We start from the raw sequence: 16,683 nt of genomic DNA, 5'->3' as shown, positions 1-16,683 counted from the left end.
CAAATCACGAGTTATTGTGTTGTTCGATATAGGTATTTAGCAAGGGTAATAGTCGTGCCAGGCTCTGATTAAATTGTTCCGCTAATGAGCCCAGATTATCCAGCTCTGTGCGAGTGGCGGCTAGTTCAATATCAGCACAAATATGTTGCATTTTTTCCGCGCCAAGTTGGGCACAGATACCTTTGAGGCTATGGGCGACTAATTTTAGCTGAACGGTATCACCGGATTCTATCGCATCTGCCATTTGTTGCGCATTTTCTGGCAATTGACTGGCAAATTTTTTGGTCAATCTGAGCAGCAGATCTTGCTTGTTCATCAGGCTTTTTAGCGCTTTGGCTGAATTCCAGTCACTTTCGTCAGAGTTATTCAATGGTTGTATCTCAGATTCCTTGAGTGTGGTATTGGAGGTATCCATACCTAACCATTGGTCCAATTTTTCAGCCAGCTTATCCAGACTAATGGGTTTGTTGAGGTAATCGTTCATACCCGCATCGATGCATAACTGTTCGTCGCCGGACATGGCATTGGCTGTAAGCGCTATAATTGGCACTGTTTTTCCTGCCTCACCGGCTTTACCTTGCCTTAACCGTAATGATGTCTGGTATCCATCCAGAACCGGCATATGACAATCCATTAATATTAAATCAAAGGATTGATCATTTTCATTGAACAAGCTCAATGCCTGCTGTCCATTTTCCGCCAATGCCACTTGTGCGCCAAGTTCCGTGAGCAGCGCAACAGCGACTTCCTGATTTACTTTGTTATCTTCCACCAGTAAAACCCGGTGTTGTGTCATTGTTTTACTACTTGGCGGATTTTTATATTTTTTCAGATTCTGCAGGGGTACGGCCGAAGGTTCATCGAGCAGACGACACAAATTTTGATGCAGTTTATTGAGTGTGATTGGCCATTTCAGATTTATGCTACCTGTAAGAACAGTTGAAGCATTAGCCAGTGAATCAATGGTTAACAAACCCAATTTATGTTGTTGACACTCAGATGCCAATGTCTCCAAATCTGTTCCATTGCAGTCTTTCATATCAACTAATATGATTAATTTAACATCCTGGTTCTGCGTGTATTTGCTTTCAATCAGATTAATATTATCGATGGTATCGACGTCAATATCCCAGTAACTAAGTTGTTGAAGCAGGTTGTTTCGTCGTTCTTGATGCGAAACCAATACCAGGCATTTTAACGGTTTTTCCGATTGCGGTAACGAATCGGGTAACGGCTGTTCAGACGCAGGCCGGTTTAACTGGACATTAAATTCAAAGTTACTTCCACTGCCAAATTGGCTGCTCAGATGAATATCGCCTTGCATCAAATTGCACAATTTTTTGCAGATGGCTAACCCCAGGCCAGTTCCGCTATAGGCTCTGGTTGAAGAGGTATCAGCTTGAATAAATGACTCGAATAACTGTGACTGTTTATCTTGTGATATACCCACACCTGTATCAATAACACTGATTTGCAGTGCAATATGCTGCTGTTGTGCAATTGTTGAGCAAACAATCTTAATATGACCCTGGTCAGTAAATTTGATCGCATTACTGAGCAGATTGACCAGTATTTGTCGCAGCCGAACGGCATCTCCCAGCACGTTGAGAAGCCTTATTTGGGTGGTATCGACAATCAATGCCAAGTTTTTTTGTTCAGCCAGATAGGCCATCGATCGCACTGTGTCATCAAGCCAGCTAAATAAATTGAACTCAACGATTGATAGCTCCAGTTTTCCGGCATCAATTTTAGAAAAATCCAGTATATCGTTAAGTAATATCATCAGAGATTTGGCACTTTCCGATGCGACATTGACTTTACGAAACTGATCTTTCTCCAGATCCTCTCTTTGTAATAGATCCAGCATACCGATAATACCGTTCATAGGGGTACGGATTTCGTGACTCATCATGGCTAAAAAGTCACTCTTGGCTTTGGCTGCCTCGCGTGCCTGTTCAAGTGCTATACTAAGTTCCTGTTTGGCCTCGTTCAGTTTGTGAGTGGCGTATAAGCTGCCTAGTAAAGTGGCGAGTGTACTGGCAAAGCTCTTGTCTGCCCGATCCCATCGCCGTATTGATAAAGTATTTTCAATACATAACACGCCACTCATACCGTCTGCACCAGGAATAACCGCATCTAGCATGGCTTGTATATCGGCCGATTTGGAGTTGTTATGGATAAATTCGGATGTTGCAGGATCTTCTTTAACGCTATCCGCTACCACAATGGATTGTTGACTGAGGCGGTTAAAATAGGCTGGATAATCCTGACGGTTGAGCTGTCCTCCTTGGCTAAACTCATTTAACGAGTTTATGTACAGACTGACGCAATTGATTTTGTCCCGCTCGGGGTTAAACAACCATAGGCTGCATCGCTCTACATCCAGTTCACGGGCTACGCGTTTGATCACAACACGATAAGCTGCTGTCCAATCGTTATTTATGACTTGCGGGTTAGTAATAATGTCCGACAAGGCCAGATTTAATCTAAGGGATTTCTCGTCAGTCAGCTGGGCTTTTTTCTGTTCTGAAATATCCAGGTGGGTACCGACCATTCGTGCCGGGCTGCCATCTCTATTCCATTCAATAATTTTGCCGCTGTCCAGGATCCAGACCCAATGTCCGTCTTTGTGCCGCATACGGGCTTCACACAGATAATGCGGGTCTTTACCTTCGATATGCTGTTGTAGTTGAATATTGGACTCTTGCAGATCATCAGGATGAAGTAAATTTTCCCACGTAGAGATATCGGCTGGCTGTAATTCTTCCAGACGATAACCTACTATTTCTGCCCATCGCGAGTTAAAGCTTGTTTTACCGGTATTCAGATCCCAGTCCCAAATACCTACTGCAGTGTTTTCGATCACCAATTCCAGTTGTTCTTGTTGCTCCTTAAGTTTGCGATCTGTCGCTTTCCTGGCCGTGATATCTTTAATAATACTCCAAATCAGCTTTCTGCCGCTTGCGTCTTTTATCATCATTCCACTGAGTAAAACGGGAATCAGTTGTCCATCTTTATGGATCAGTTCTTTCTCATAAGGGCCGTATTGCCCGCTGTTGAACAAGCTTTCTAATTGTAATTTCTCTTGCTCGGCATATTTCTTTGGCGTCATTTGCCAATAATCCAGATTGAGAAACTCTTCCTTTTGATAGCCGGTAAAGTTTAGTAGCGCTTTATTGGCATCAACAAAGGTGCCTGTTTCAAGATCATTAAGTGAAATACCTAGGGGAGAGAGTTCGAACAAGCCTTGTAATCGACTTTCATTTTCTTTGTGAGCTCTGGATACATGAACAATATACATAAGCAGAACGAGGATAATCAGCGCAACACAGCTAATAACTGCAATGGTAAAAAAAGTATTGGGTGCCTGTGTACTCCATCCTTGTTTAGGAACAGCGGCTATTTGCCAGGTGCCAGTGGACAGGTTAATGTCCATGGTTACCGGTTGCTGGGCAAAGACAGCTTCGTCGCCAAAAAAGACTTCACCTTGAGCGCCCAGTCCATGACGTCCCCGGACGGCAATCTTGAATTGTGACGCTAGCTCGATTACGCCTGATGCCTGAAAATATTCTTCCGCATCTATTACAGCCGATACCAGCCCCCAAAAAGAGCTTTCACCTGACTCAGGATCTTCGATATAGACCGGAATGCGACTAATAAAACCGCGTCCGCCTTGAACCAGATCGACCGGACCGGCCAATATCGGCTTTCCCGATTCTTTAGCCTGTAATGCGGTAGCGCGTTGAACAGGATGCGTCATAAAATTAAGCCCTATTGCAGCTTTATTCTGTTCAAACGGATAAACCATGGAAATTACCATATCAGGCGCGGCACCAATATTTCTGAGTTGATGCTCGCTTTTAAAGATATGTTTGGCCAGGTCTGAAAATTCTGCCTGATTAATATCAGGTTGGTTTTGGATAACCGCAATCAGCCCTTGTATGACCTGTAGATTGGCATTGATTATCCCTTCCATTTTGGCGCGAGTGACACTTATCTCGTCTATTACATGGTTATGCTGCTGTTGAATATAATTCTGGTTATTGAGTTGATAGATATAGCGACCACCCAACAGGGTGGGAACAACAACAATAATGGCAATAAGCAAATAAGTTAAATGCGAGGTGAACCATCGCCAGATTTTGTTCTTCATACAGAAAATGGCACCTATACTACTAGCTGAAATAGCGGGTTCACAATCATACTGATAACGTCCTTATTAATTAAAGTCACAATGCAACCTTATACCGGCAAACAGACAATATCGAGCTAAAAGGGCACAGTTCCAATATGAATGTTGTTATGCCTGAGTGTTGATTATTGTGCCACTGCGCTGCTCCGGGTCTGGTGCTGTGCGGGCTGCCTCCAGTTCTGCGGTTTGTTGCTCTTGCTGCGCTTGTTGTTGTGGAGGCGGCGTCTGTTGTGACTGAGCCGCCGGAATAGACGAGTTTGTCGATGAACTAATTTCCATCATTTTCCCCTGCTGGGTTGCGATTGATCCAGTATAGATAAGGGATCATTTAATTTCCTGTGATATCTGTTCATTCGGTTAATATATACGGCTCTAGTTGCTCGCGCATAAACTCACTGATTTTGGGTTGGGCTTCGGCTTTGGGATGAATACTGTCTCTTTGCATCAACTCAGGATTAAGAGCGATATTTTCCAGTAAAAATGGGATAAGTGGAACTTGATATTGTTCGGCAAGGTCAACATAACTTTGTTCAAACATGCTTGTATAACGGGCACCGTAGTTGGTTGGAATGCGCATTTGCTGCAGAAACACATCAACCCCCTGTTTTTGTGCCAGCTCAATCATTGCGGCCAGATTTTTTTTCATATTGTTTACCGGATAACCCTGCAATCCGTCATTGCCACCCAGTTCGATAAGTAAATGAGTGGGCTGTGTTTGTTGCAGTAAACGGGGTAATCTGCCTAGTCCACCATCGGTGGTATCACCGCTGATGGCACCATTAACCACATCGATATTCTGTTGTTTCCATGCATTTTGTAACAAAGTTACCCAACCTTGCTCTTGCTTCAACCCATAGGCTGCACTTAGGCTATCGCCTAGAACAAGTAATTTATATTGTGCTGCCAGCAGCTGGGCAGAGAAAAAAAACAGCGGTAACAGCAAAAACAGCACTTTGCGACGCATTAACAGGATCCTCAGTTAGATGATAGAAACTAGAGCTTTAACCAAAACAGTAACAACCTCGGAAGGAAGTTTGCAAATCCTTCAACCAATTGACGTGATTGTCAAGTCGGGTGAATCCGTCGCCATTGTCGGTGCCTCGGGTTCAGGCAAGTCCACTTTGCTAGGTTTGCTAGCCGGACTGGATACTGTCAGCAGTGGTGAAATTTATCTGGATGGCTTAGCCCTGCATTCGATGGACGAAGAGCAAAGGGCCCGTTTACGAGGCGAAAAGGTCGGTTTTATCTTTCAGAGTTTTATGTTGGTACAAAGCCTGACTGCGTTGGAAAATGTGTTGCTACCAGCCCAAATTAGCGGCCTGGCCGATGCCAAGCAACGTGCCGATGAAATACTTAAACTGGTAGGACTGGATCATCGAGCCAATCATTATCCCAATCAGCTCAGTGGCGGTGAACAGCAGCGGGTTGCTATTGCCCGGGCTTTTATTACCCGTCCTAAAATTTTGTTTGCTGATGAACCTACCGGCAATCTGGATGCAACAAACGGTGAGAAAATTGAAAATCTGTTATTCCGGCTTAATCAGGAATCCGATACGACACTGATTTTAGTCACCCACGATGCCGAATTGGCGGCGCGTTGCGAGCGTCAGTTACATATGCATGGTGGCGAGCTATCTGAATCTGATGCATCTACTGCTGAATCCGTTGAGGAACAAAGTCGTGTGGGTTAGTTTGGCATGGCGTTTATTTCGCCACGAAGCAAGACGGGGAGAACTGACCATTATCCTTGTAGCCATTATTTTATCCGTGGCTGCGGTATTGTCATTGTCGATGTTCAGCGCCAGATTACAGTCTGCCTTAACCGAGAAAAGTGCCCAGTTTATGGCGGCTGACAGAGGGCTGAGTTCGTCCAAACCGGTCGATGCTGAATGGATAACCAAGGCGGAAAGTGATGGCCTCAAACATGCCCAGCAACGCGCTATGCGCTCGATGGTGTTTGCCAACGATAAAATGGTGCTGGCCGATGTGCGGGCGGTAAATCAAAATTATCCGCTTAAAGGCAAGGTTAAATTCAGCAACCAGCCTTTTGAGCTGGCGCAGGAAACAGATCAACTGCCGGCCAGCGGCGAAATCTGGATTGATTCCCGTTTATTCCAGGTTTTAGGGGTGAAAATAGGTGACAAGCTGGAAATCGGTGATGCGTTGCTGACGATCAGCAAGGTGGTGGCGGACATCCCGGATCGGGGTTTTAGTGTATTTGGCAATGATCATCTGGTATTGATGCGTCTGGTTGATCTTGAGTCGACCCATATTGCCGGTCCAGGCAGCCGAGTCGGTTATCGTTATTTTTTTACTGGCGATGAAAGTGCCCTGAATGATTATTATGACTGGCTGGAACCACAATTAAACCGTGAATTACAACGCTGGTATTCGGTGGCAGATGATGATTCGGCTATCGGCCGCTCGGTACGCCGCGCAGAGCGTTATTTTCTGTTAGCCAGTTTGTTAGCTATTGTGTTGGCCTCGGTTTCGATTGCCGTTGCTGCGCAACGTTACAGTCAGCGCCATTTTGATCCTGTCGCCATTATGAAAACCCTGGGTGCCAGTCGGGCATTGGTGCAAAAAATCTATTTGTTGCAGATTTTTTTAATCACCTTAACCGGTATTATTTTAGGTGTGCTGTTTGGCTATCTGATTCAACAAGGTGTGATTTTGGCGATTGCCGAACAGGTGCCGGTCAACTTGGATTCCTGGTATTGGCGACCGGTGCTGGTCGCTGTGTTTACCGGCTTTGTTTGCGCCGTATTATTTTCTCTTTATCCATTGTTAAAACTGTTTTCGGTACCGCCATTACGGGTGCTGCGTCGCGATATGGGGGCGAATATCAGCGCCCGTTTTATCCAGTTTGTTGCTGCCGGAACCGCTATTTTATTGCTGATGTGGGCCTACAGTGGTGATATCAAAATTAGTCTGATCCTGTTTGGATGCGGCATATTGCTGGTGTTGTTATTGTTGTTTGTGACCATGGGCTTAATTCGCTTGGGTAGGAAGTTGGGACAGGGTAGCATAGGTGCCTGGCAATTGGCCTGGGCCCGGATTCGTCGTCGGGCAATGGATAACTCCGTTCAACTAATCAGTTTCTCGATTACCTTGTTGTTACTGTTGGTGGTACTGGTGATGCGCAACGATATGGTCAGCCAGTGGCGCGATCAGCTACCGGAAGGTACGCCTAATTACTTTATGGCCAATATTACCCAGCAGCAGTTACCGGAAGTAAAACAACATTTTGCCGACCTGAAGGTGAAAACCGGTGACTTGTATCCGATGATCCGCGGCCGTTTGTCGGTAATTGACGGTGAATCAGTCAGAACGGCAGTATCCAAGGAAGATGATGAGGGCCAGAACGAAGGACGAGCCGGTTTGGGACGGGAAGCTGCGCTAACCTGGATTGAACAGGTTCAGGAGGGTAATAAAATTGTGGCTGGTCAATGGTTTGGTCAGCAAACAGATGATGTCAAAGAAGTCTCAGTCGAAGAAAAAATTGCCGAGCGGCTGGATATTCAGCTTGGAGATATGCTGACGTTCAATATTGGTGGCCAGATATTGGAAGCCAAGGTCACCAGTCTACGCGAAGTGAACTGGCAGAGTATGAAGCCAAACTTTTATTTTATTTTTCAACCTGAGGCGATGCGTGATTTTGCCGCCACTTATATTACCAGTTTTCATTTGGGCGACGAGCGCAAGTCAGACTTAACCCGATTAATGGCACCGTTTTCCAGCGTTAGCCTGTTTGACGTGGATGCCAGAATCAACCAGTTGCGCGACATCGTTGATCAGGTGTCTCTGGCGGTGGAGTTTATCCTGGTACTGGTACTATGTGCCGGCTCACTGGTGTTGATAGCGCAGGTACAGGCCAGCATGGATGAACGCTTGCAGGAATTGGCGATTTTAAGAACCTTGGGTGCCAAAGGCAGTTTGATCCGTTTTAGTGTGATCTTCGAGTTTGTGATTATTGGTGTGGTTGCCGGGGCGATGGCGGCGCTGGCCAACGAACTCACTTTATATTTATTACAAAGCCAGATTTTTGACATGGAATTTACGCTGCATTGGCAATTCTGGATACTGGCACCCCTGGTAGGCGCGTTAGTGGTGGGGATATTAGGTGCAATCAGTTGCTGGCGTTTATTATCACTTAATACCAGTCAGTTACTGCGTAATATGGTGTAGTAGCCTGTGCCGTCAGCAAGCATCCCGGGGAGAAAAATATATGAGTGAAAAATTAAGTGATGAGGCACTTTGGGCGTTAAAAGTGGCGTTCAGTTATATGCCCAAGGCGATTGAAGTGACTAAATATGAATATGGTGATAATTATCAGCATATTCTTGAGCATATCGAAACTGTCCGGGAAGTGCTGCTGGTCAATGACGTCGATCCCGAAGAAGTTGATGGTGAGGTAAACCCGCACAGCTCACCTAATTCCTGTTATTAGTCGACGTTCTTACAGTTATTTTTGTTAGGCATAGATTGAAACGCCTGCCGGGTTGTTGCAGGCGATTTTGACTGTGTGTGTCTCATAAATGCTTTCTGATTACAAATTGATACAACTTTAAAAGGGCATTAAGCTTTGCTACCGGTAGCTAAAACCTATAGATTATTCAAAGGATTACCATTCTTATAAACATAAAGTAACCTTAATATGCTGACTCTTTTGCAGGAAAGATTGTACGCTTATCTCATGCTTGATGATAATCAGGCCGCGATAGCTGGGGTAGATAGCTGGCGAGTCAGTGCCTTGCGCATCATTTTGATTTCGAGTCTTGTCCTGTGCCTGGTTATTGTCATTCACAGTTCAGTCAAGGCTCTGCAACTGAATTTATACCATGTCCTGCTCTTAACCCTGTCATTCTATTTGATGGCAACCAGTCTACTTTGGCTAAGTAAACGTTATTACAAGGTGGCGGCTTGTGGCCTAATTTTGACAATCTTTGCCAGCGGTATATGCATTAACTTGTTTATAAAAGATCCGGAGCTGTCGAAATTCGGGTTTATTTATATGTATACCACTACTCTGCTGGCTTTTGCATTGCTAGGTGCCAGAGCGGGAATAGTATGTATGCTATTCAATATTGTTCCTTTGGTTTGTTTGCTGAATGATGTGCACCTTGGACAATACCTTGGTTTACCCGGCGATTTATCCGCAGCCGATTTCTACATACAAAGCTTGGTTTTTCTGCTGTTCAACATTTCTATTCCTCTTGCTATTGCCCGCGCCAGCATTGCGGCCAAACGGGTTAATATGCAGATAATGGAAAAAAATGACATCCTGAATCGTAAAAATGACCTTTACCGCTCGCTGTTTGTCGATTCGGAAGTCGCCAAATTTGTAGTTGATGATAGCGGCATAATCAGTGAAATGAATGACGCCGCCGATACGTTATTGCAATGTGATTTTAGACATAGAAGTCAGCCATTGATGCTGAATGACTTATTTGCGGAAGTGACAGGCGAGGATCAGGAAACACTAATAAATCGCCAGATTGGCTCTAAGTTGAAAGTGTTCAAAATTACCCGTCATCCTATCCATACTCAGGGCAATGTCATTTATACCATCCAGGATATTAGTGCCAAAATATTGCTGGAAAAAGCGATGAAGGCCCATACCTATGTGGAAAATCGTTATAAAAATTTTGATGAACTAAGTGGTTTACCTAACCGTATGTGGTTTGAAAAAAAGGTGACGGAATTACCGGATTTTAATCGACAACCTATGGTGATAGTGGTTATCAAACTGGCTAATTCACACTTTATTGAACAAAAGTACGGTTCGGCCTATTTGCCACAGCTGATTAAATTTGTGGTCAATCAATGGCGAGAAACGGTAAGTTGTCAATATTTGCTTGCCAGCATAGATCCGGCATCGATTGTTGTTGCGATGCCCGACATAAATAAAGAGCAAGGACTGGGTTTATTAAATAGCATCTGGGCCAGGTTGCCTACCAGCATGCCATTGGATAATTGTACGTTACCGATTGAAATACGGATGGGGATTGTTTTCTTCCACGCCGAAAAATATAGCGTGGAGCGATTGATCAATAATGCCTTGTACGCGGTGATTTCAGGGAATGCGGTGATCAACGTTTATGAAGGTAACAGCCAGCGCAAATTTATCGAGAAAGAAGAAATTAACCTGCTGCTTGTCGAGGCTATTCATCAAAATGAATTATACGTAGTTTACCAGCCTAAGGTCGATCGTGATGGCCGGCTAGTCGGGCTTGAAGCCTTGTTAAGGTGGAGTTCTAAGGTAATAGGTGCAGTCTCGCCTGCTGTTTTCGTGCCTATTGCCGAAGACTCTGGTGTGATCACTAAACTCACTCATTGGTTAATCGACAATGTGTGTCGTCAAATCAGGACGTGGCAGGACGAAGGCTTAGATGTGGTACCTGTGGCGATTAACATTTCCGGTATTGATCTGGAAGGCGGCGATTTCCACAAGCATTTAATTGGTGCAGTCGTGGAGCATAAAATCAAACCGCAGTATATCGAGCTTGAATTAACAGAATCAGCCTTGACCAGTAATGTTGATGAAGCAGTTAATACTACCCGGTATCTATCTGAATGGGGTTTTTGCATTACTCTGGATGATTTTGGGGTAGGCTATTCCGGTTTATCCAAATTGACTACCTATCCGGTTGACAGGGTGAAAATTGACCGTCAGTTTATTAGCAATATTCATCTCGATAACAAGAAAATAAAGGTAGTTGAGGCCATTGTTGCTATGTGCCAAGTGTTCAATATTGAGGTTCTGGCTGAAGGTGTTGAGCAAAAACAGGAAGTCTCTCAGCTTATTACCCTCGGTTGCAATAACTTTCAGGGCTACGCTTTTGCCAGACCACAGAGTGTCAAATCAACCAGTGCCTTGCTAGCTCAACCAAAACCGCAACTTAGTGTTAGCTTATAATATGACCTAGATGACTTTAATCTGTCGTTAAGACGGATTATCCGTTGTTTTCTACTTTAACCCATTGATTATTCTGTTTAATAACTTCAAAGCGAGCCCATTGATGGAATTCACTGCGTAAACATATACCGGTTTGGTAACCGCCATCTCCGGCCAGCACTTTGAAAATGACTTTATCTTTGTGAGGTAAAGTGTAACGCGGAGCCGCATCCACCACTTGGCGAATACTCCATAGACTTCCCAGTTTTCCGTTGCTGTATATATGACCGGCAATAATTTCGGCGGGATGAGTGACATTTTTTTCGGCATGTTGTTTGGCCAGTTCGAGTAATTCGGTCAATCCTTCAGGGGTAATATCAACATAAGAATCCAGTTCCTGCATGGCTGCGGCAAAATCTTCCTGGGTCAATTCGAATTGCCGAACACCGGGTTTGGGTGGGAGCGGGCTTTTAAGCTTATGGGCTAAATGGGCGGGATAACGCCGCCATCTGAATGCCCAGTTAAAACTGACAGTAACGGATAAAATAATCGCGATATTTATTAATATCGGGATCAGCAAAAATTGATAACCCAACTGGATAATTTCGGGGCCACCAATAATGGCAGTTAAAGCGGTAGCACCTCCAGGTGGATGGATACAGCGCAAGTAATACATTGCACCGATGGAAATGCCTACTGCGATGCCTGCTACCCAGCTACTGTTGCCAGCGAGTTTAAGGCAAGTAACGCCAATAAAAGCCGAGATCAGATGCCCGCCGATAACAGCCCAGGGTTGGGATAACGCGCCGTGAGGTACGGCAAATAGCAGAACGGCGCTGGCTCCCATTGAGGCTATAACCAGAAAACCGCCATCAATACTGAGCATCCCGCTTTGCACAACTGACTGGGTTACCCAAAACACACCTACAATACCCATAAATCCGCCGATGGCCGAAATGGCTTTTTCATTATGGCTGGTGGTGTTGTGGGGGATCCCCAACAGAAGTTTGAGTTCGTTAATAAAAGCCCGCAGTGTCATTTATGCTCGCATCGACCCGATAGTTGGCGGGCGATGCTAAAAGATTATCGCAGGTGAGTGCAAGTGGTTATCTATATTTCATTTGAGTATATTATGAATATTCTATATAGCGTTTAGTAATGCATTGTCGTTCTGGTCCGGTTATCGGATGTTTTTGGAGCAGGATAGGCACAGCGAAACGGAGTCGGCAAATCTCAGTGCGTGAGGTTTATCTATTTCGACTTCTGCATAGCTAACCCACTTATGCTCGGAGGCGATTTCCAGTACTTCGGCTGTTAGCTTTTCCAGTAATGAAAATCGGTTGTTTTCAACCAGTTCGATAATGCGTTTGGTGATAGTGCGATAATTAAGGGCATCCTGAATATCTTCAGATTGGGCTGCCTGCTCAGCCTGGTACTGAATTTTGACGTTAACAATAACATCCTGTTTATTCTGGATTTCATCATCCTTGATACCGATAAAGGTACGTAAACGCAGGTTTTTAATGCGGATTGTTGCCAGATCCATATTCATTGAAGGGGAATCCTTGTTGATCTTATTGTTTTTCAACATTATACAAATCTGCTAGTTTGGCAACCAGCAATGAATTCAGAATTTTATCATCAACAGGAAAATACAATGAGCAAGTCTGTGCGGTTATTATTGATACTGGCTTCTATCGTGATAATTTTGGCCGGAGTAAAAGCTGCCAGCACGGTATTAGTGCCATTTTTACTGTCTATTTTTATCGCAATTTCCTGCTATCCGTTGGTTGAATTTGCCGCTAAGTACAAAGTGCCACGCTGGTTGGCAATTTTACTAGTGATTGCCCTGATCGTGGTGATGGGAATGTTTCTGGCTGGTTTAGTCGGCCAGTCGATGAATGATTTCTCTGAAAAGCTACCGCAATATCAGACGCAATTGGGTGACAAACTGGTATGGTTGACCAGCCAGTTGCAAGTACTGGATATCCGCATTGATAAAAAGCAACTGCTGTCTCATTTTGATCCTGGCATGGCAATGGGGCTGGCGAGCAACCTGTTATCCGGATTGGGCGGGGTGATGGCTAACTTTATGCTGATCCTGCTAACAGTGGTGTTTATGCTGTTTGAAGCGGACAGTTTTCCGCACAAGGTGCATATTGCGATGGATGATCCAAGTATGAAGATTCAGCATATCGATCGTTTTTTGGCTTCGGTTAAAAATTATCTGGCGATTAAAACCGGGGTAAGCTTGGTCACAGGTGTGCTGGCAGGGCTGCTAACTTATCTGTTGGGGGTAGATCATTACATGTTGTGGGCAGTATTTGCCTTTTTGCTCAATTATATTCCTAATATCGGTTCTATTATTGCGGCGTTACCTGCGGTGCTATTGGCCCTGGTGCAAATTGGCCCGACCACGGCCGGGTTGGTCGCTTTAGGTTATTTTATGATTAACATGGTGATGGGCAACGTTGTCGAGCCACGTTTTATGGGACGAGGTTTAGGGCTGTCCACTTTGGTCGTGTTTCTGTCGTTAATTTTTTGGGGCTGGTTGTTGGGTGCAGTGGGCATGCTATTGTCGGTGCCACTGACCATGATTGTTAAAATAGCGCTTGAGAGTAATGAAGACAGCCGCTGGCTTGCCATTTTGCTGGGCTCAGAAAATATTGGTGTGGATAAGCCAGCTAACGCTGAAACTGCAGAGTAATTTTGGCTCCGCCCAGCTCTGAGCAACCAATATCGATCTGGCCCTCATAAGCAAACAACAGGTCGGCTACAATCGCCATACCGATGCCCTGACCTTCACCATAGGTATCCAGTCGCGAACCTCTACCCATCATGGCCTCGCGTTGTTCGGCGGGAATGCCCGGGCCATCATCTTCAACGCTGATCTGCAGTAAGCGGGGAGCTACCTGCAATCTGACCAGAACATTTTGGCGTGCGGCTTTACAGGCGTTGTCCAGAATATTGCCGAGCAATTCCATAATATCGGTTTTGTTACCGGCAAAGGTTGGCTTGTGCGGCGAGACTAGTTCAATATTCAGGGCCTTGTCGCGATAAACTTTTTGCATTGCGCCGATAAGCTGTTCAACAACGGGATCGAGCGCTATGGCTTTCTTCCAGCCGCTGCCTTTGCCCCCCACTGCACGCTTGAGTTGACGCTCAATCTGGTTTCTGATTTGCCCCAGCGGAATTTTGGCATCGGCGGGTAACATATCCATATTGTTTAGCACTGCCAAGGGGGTTTTCAGACTATGCGCCAAATCACTCAAACTGTGTTGATAGCGTTCGCGCTGTTTTTGTTCCACATCTATCAGGTGATTAATACTGGCTTTGAGCTTTTCCAGTTCGGCCGGATAATCGCTTTCGATCCGTTCTGCCTGGCCTTTCTCAATCTGTTGTATTTGCTTGATAAGACTGCTGATAGGGCGCAATGCCGCCGATAAACTGAATAAAATCAACACTACCAGTAATAACGCGATCAACCCTAACCAGTACCATAAAGTGTGACGAAACTGGTTAACCTCCTGATTGAATATTTGTTTGTCCTGCAAAACATGAAAAGTTACCGGAAACAACATGCCATTGTCTTCAAATTGGGCGGTATAGCTGAACTGGAAATATTCTTTTTGGTCAATAATCAAAGTGCTTCGCAGTTCCTGACCCACATTGGGACGGGCCAGTGCCGGTGGTGTGTGCCATTCAACCGCCGAGGAGGATTGCCACGCAGGGATCAAATGCATGGCGATAAACGCATATGTGCCTGAACCCGGCACGTTGAATTGTTCGTTAAATAATTGCAACGGCATCTGGATCTCGCCGTTTTCAAGTTCAAATTCGGATATTAGGCCCAGGTTCTGGATATTTAGCTGGGCATACATCGACTGGGTGAGACTGTTAACGAAGGCTTTCTCCAGCGTTAGCGCGGTGAGAGGAATAAAAATCAGCACCACCAGCAAGGCCGCGATAAAGCTACGCCGGGTCAGTGACAGTTTACTCACAACTGGCGATTAATCCGGTATCCGCGGCCACGCAATGTTTCAATCGGATTGAACTGGTTGTCCGGATCCAGTTTGCGACGAAGACGCCCGACAAATACTTCGATAACATTGCTGTCCAAATCGAAATCCTGATCGTAGATATGTTCAGTCAACTCGGTTTTCGACACAATCTTGTCCGGATTCAGTGCCAGATACTCCAGCACTTTGTATTCGTAGGCGGTTAAATCGATGCTGATGTCGTTAACACGTACTTCTTCAGCGCGAGTATCCAGCACCAGCGGGCCTTTCTCGATTAACGGGCTGGATTGTCCGGCTGAACGGCGGATAAGGGCCTTGACCCTGGCCAGCAATTCTTCATTGTGAAAAGGCTTGGTCAGGTAGTCGTCGGCACCGGAATCCAGGCCTTCGACCTTTTCTTGCCAGCGATCACGGGCAGTCAAAATCAGAATAGGGCATGAAACATGGTTCTTGCGAGCACGCTGAATGAGTTCCAGACCGTCTATTTTAGGTAAGCCGATATCGACAATAGCCAGATCGTAGGGGTATTCCTGAATTAAAAATAATCCGTGCTCGCCGTTATCGGCCAAATCGACACTGTAGCCATTCTGGCGCAGCATCGCGTCGAGTTGCATTAGTAAACGGCTGTCATCTTCAACTAGCAAAATTCGCATTAACGATTATCCCGATCTTTTGAACTTTTCGGTTTGGTGATTTTTCCGGATTTTTTATCCACATCTACAGAAACAACCCGGCCTGATTTTTGTAATACTTTGACCTTATACTTGTCTCTGTTCTGGTTGACTTTTAGAACCCGGCCCTGGGTATCTTTCTTGACTTTTTCGATGGCTTGGGCGCGATCTATCTGCTCGTCTTTTTTTTCTTGTTGTTGGGCCATCGTGGTCATAACCGGTAAAACCAGCAGACTGACCAGTATTCTCAATCTGTATTTTGTTAACCAAAGGGTAAACATAATTCCTCTCAATATATTGTGGCGCTGCTAGCTTGACTGTTTATCAAGAGTAAACAGTCAAGCTAGTTTACTCTGTTATGAGCTTGACATAAAAGCCGGTGTTGTATGAATTTTAAGTTTAATTTTATTGCCAGGATGGCGGCTCATAAAAGTAGTATAACGTTGCCCGTGATAACGGTAAGTCACGTTGTAACCGCGAAGCTGGCGCTGGTTGATGGTAACAACCGATCTCGAACACACTTGTCTGAGTTGTTGAGCAGGCTGGGTTTGAGCTATATCATGCCCGATCGACCCGCCAAGAATGGCTCCCGCCACAGTACCAATGCGTTTATTGGTTTTATTATGTCCGATTACGTTGCCTAAGGTGCCTCCAATAATCGCACCCAATACTGTCGGCGTCGCGGAATCACGCTGAACAAGTTGTTCCCGGCAGACTACTTGTGGCTGTTCATATTGGGGAACGCTAACCACATCATAAACAGCGCTGACTTGTTCGACTTTGGCGTAAGCGTAATGCGTATGGGAGGTAGCTAACGCCAGTGCTGGCATTAACAGCAAGCTTATAAATAATAATGATCGCATGATTATTCTCCTTGTTTTGGTGTAACTAAGAGTAGGTTTT

At 45.1% G+C, this 16,683-nt stretch carries 14 protein-coding genes; 5 read left to right on the top strand and 9 right to left on the bottom strand.

The annotated features are described in order from the left end of the window. Positions 1 to 4 precede the first annotated feature (4 nt). The 3 genes from V1467_RS12705 to V1467_RS12695 form a co-directional block, all read right to left on the bottom strand. Positions 5 to 4,153 carry a PAS domain S-box protein gene (locus V1467_RS12705; protein WP_416305345.1) on the bottom strand — a complete coding sequence of 1,383 codons (4,149 nt, stop codon included), beginning with the start codon at positions 4,151 to 4,153 and terminating at the stop codon, positions 5 to 7. A 147-nt stretch (positions 4,154 to 4,300) separates the two neighbouring features. Beyond that, positions 4,301 to 4,474, bottom strand: coding sequence for a hypothetical protein (locus V1467_RS12700; RefSeq protein ID WP_416305344.1), 174 nt, complete (start codon positions 4,472 to 4,474; stop codon positions 4,301 to 4,303). A gap of 67 nt (positions 4,475 to 4,541) precedes the next feature. After that, entirely contained in the window at positions 4,542 to 5,156 is a 615-nt protein-coding gene (locus V1467_RS12695) for an arylesterase (protein ID WP_416305343.1), read from the bottom strand. Between the two features lie 19 nt (positions 5,157 to 5,175). On the opposite strand from V1467_RS12695, the gene V1467_RS12690 reads away from it, so the two are divergent. The 4 genes from V1467_RS12690 to V1467_RS12675 all read left to right on the top strand — a co-directional run bounded on the left by V1467_RS12690 (position 5,176) and on the right by V1467_RS12675 (position 11,111). After that, entirely contained in the window at positions 5,176 to 5,883 is a 708-nt protein-coding gene (locus V1467_RS12690) for an ABC transporter ATP-binding protein (RefSeq protein WP_416305342.1), read from the top strand. Beyond that, complete coding sequence (locus V1467_RS12685; RefSeq protein WP_416305341.1) at positions 5,873 to 8,380, top strand: ABC transporter permease; 2,508 nt, start codon at positions 5,873 to 5,875, stop codon at positions 8,378 to 8,380. Before V1467_RS12690 ends, V1467_RS12685 begins: the two co-directional genes overlap by 11 nt. A 40-nt stretch (positions 8,381 to 8,420) precedes the next feature. Continuing rightward, positions 8,421 to 8,642, top strand: a complete 222-nt coding sequence (locus V1467_RS12680) for a penicillin-binding protein (protein WP_416305340.1) — start codon at positions 8,421 to 8,423, stop codon at positions 8,640 to 8,642. 207 nt (positions 8,643 to 8,849) lie between these two features. Beyond that, entirely contained in the window at positions 8,850 to 11,111 is a 2,262-nt protein-coding gene (locus V1467_RS12675) for a putative bifunctional diguanylate cyclase/phosphodiesterase (protein ID WP_416305339.1), read from the top strand. A 37-nt stretch (positions 11,112 to 11,148) separates the two neighbouring features. Here the strand turns inward: V1467_RS12675 and V1467_RS12670 are convergent, their stop codons facing one another. Both V1467_RS12670 and folX read right to left on the bottom strand, forming a co-directional pair. Continuing rightward, complete coding sequence (locus tag V1467_RS12670) at positions 11,149 to 12,129, bottom strand: HPP family protein (protein ID WP_416305338.1); 981 nt, start codon at positions 12,127 to 12,129, stop codon at positions 11,149 to 11,151. A gap of 141 nt (positions 12,130 to 12,270) precedes the next feature. Then, complete coding sequence (gene folX, locus V1467_RS12665) at positions 12,271 to 12,642, bottom strand: dihydroneopterin triphosphate 2'-epimerase (protein ID WP_416305337.1); 372 nt, start codon at positions 12,640 to 12,642, stop codon at positions 12,271 to 12,273. Positions 12,643 to 12,747: 105 nt separating this feature from the next. Between folX and V1467_RS12660 the strand changes: the two genes are divergently transcribed. Beyond that, on the top strand, positions 12,748 to 13,797 hold the full coding sequence (locus V1467_RS12660; protein ID WP_416305336.1) for an AI-2E family transporter: 1,050 nt from the start codon (positions 12,748 to 12,750) through the stop codon (positions 13,795 to 13,797). On the opposite strand, the gene V1467_RS12655 is transcribed toward V1467_RS12660, so the two are convergent. From V1467_RS12655 to V1467_RS12640, 4 genes are all read right to left on the bottom strand, one after another. Further along, on the bottom strand, positions 13,775 to 15,091 hold the full coding sequence (locus V1467_RS12655) for an ATP-binding protein (RefSeq protein ID WP_416305335.1): 1,317 nt from the start codon (positions 15,089 to 15,091) through the stop codon (positions 13,775 to 13,777). The two genes, V1467_RS12660 and V1467_RS12655, sit on opposite strands and share 23 nt — an antisense overlap. Then, entirely contained in the window at positions 15,088 to 15,762 is a 675-nt protein-coding gene (locus V1467_RS12650) for a response regulator transcription factor (protein WP_416305334.1), read from the bottom strand. The genes V1467_RS12655 and V1467_RS12650 overlap by 4 nt, the downstream gene beginning before the upstream one ends. Next, positions 15,762 to 16,061: a PepSY domain-containing protein gene (locus V1467_RS12645; RefSeq protein ID WP_416305333.1), complete on the bottom strand. Its 300-nt coding sequence runs from the start codon at positions 16,059 to 16,061 to the stop codon at positions 15,762 to 15,764. The genes V1467_RS12650 and V1467_RS12645 overlap by 1 nt, the downstream gene beginning before the upstream one ends. A gap of 75 nt (positions 16,062 to 16,136) precedes the next feature. After that, positions 16,137 to 16,643 carry a glycine zipper 2TM domain-containing protein gene (locus V1467_RS12640; RefSeq protein WP_416305332.1) on the bottom strand — a complete coding sequence of 169 codons (507 nt, stop codon included), beginning with the start codon at positions 16,641 to 16,643 and terminating at the stop codon, positions 16,137 to 16,139. Positions 16,644 to 16,683 lie beyond the last annotated feature (40 nt).

This window comes from Neptunicella plasticusilytica (assembly GCF_047922965.1).
Classification (GTDB): Bacteria; Pseudomonadota; Gammaproteobacteria; order Enterobacterales; family Alteromonadaceae; genus Neptunicella; species Neptunicella plasticusilytica.
Note: the sequence above shows the minus strand (reverse complement) of the source record. Positions and strands in the feature narration are given on the sequence as shown.

What these genes read in the sequence shown, in the direction of transcription:
- V1467_RS12680 (WP_416305340.1), top strand. Translation starts at nt 8,421, where the DNA reads ATGAGTGAAAAATTAAGTGATGAGGCACTTTGGGCGTTAAAAGTGGCG.
- V1467_RS12690 (WP_416305342.1), top strand. Translation starts at nt 5,176, where the DNA reads ATGATAGAAACTAGAGCTTTAACCAAAACAGTAACAACCTCGGAAGGA.
- V1467_RS12650 (WP_416305334.1), bottom strand. Translation starts at nt 15,762, where the DNA reads ATGCGAATTTTGCTAGTTGAAGATGACAGCCGTTTACTAATGCAACTC.
- V1467_RS12695 (WP_416305343.1), bottom strand. Translation starts at nt 5,156, where the DNA reads ATGCGTCGCAAAGTGCTGTTTTTGCTGTTACCGCTGTTTTTTTTCTCT.
- V1467_RS12645 (WP_416305333.1), bottom strand. Translation starts at nt 16,061, where the DNA reads ATGTTTACCCTTTGGTTAACAAAATACAGATTGAGAATACTGGTCAGT.
- V1467_RS12675 (WP_416305339.1), top strand. Translation starts at nt 8,850, where the DNA reads ATGCTGACTCTTTTGCAGGAAAGATTGTACGCTTATCTCATGCTTGAT.
- V1467_RS12640 (WP_416305332.1), bottom strand. Translation starts at nt 16,643, where the DNA reads ATGCGATCATTATTATTTATAAGCTTGCTGTTAATGCCAGCACTGGCG.
- V1467_RS12670 (WP_416305338.1), bottom strand. Translation starts at nt 12,129, where the DNA reads ATGACACTGCGGGCTTTTATTAACGAACTCAAACTTCTGTTGGGGATC.
- V1467_RS12700 (WP_416305344.1), bottom strand. Translation starts at nt 4,474, where the DNA reads ATGATGGAAATTAGTTCATCGACAAACTCGTCTATTCCGGCGGCTCAG.
- folX (WP_416305337.1), bottom strand. Translation starts at nt 12,642, where the DNA reads ATGAATATGGATCTGGCAACAATCCGCATTAAAAACCTGCGTTTACGT.
- V1467_RS12660 (WP_416305336.1), top strand. Translation starts at nt 12,748, where the DNA reads ATGAGCAAGTCTGTGCGGTTATTATTGATACTGGCTTCTATCGTGATA.
- V1467_RS12705 (WP_416305345.1), bottom strand. Translation starts at nt 4,153, where the DNA reads ATGAAGAACAAAATCTGGCGATGGTTCACCTCGCATTTAACTTATTTG.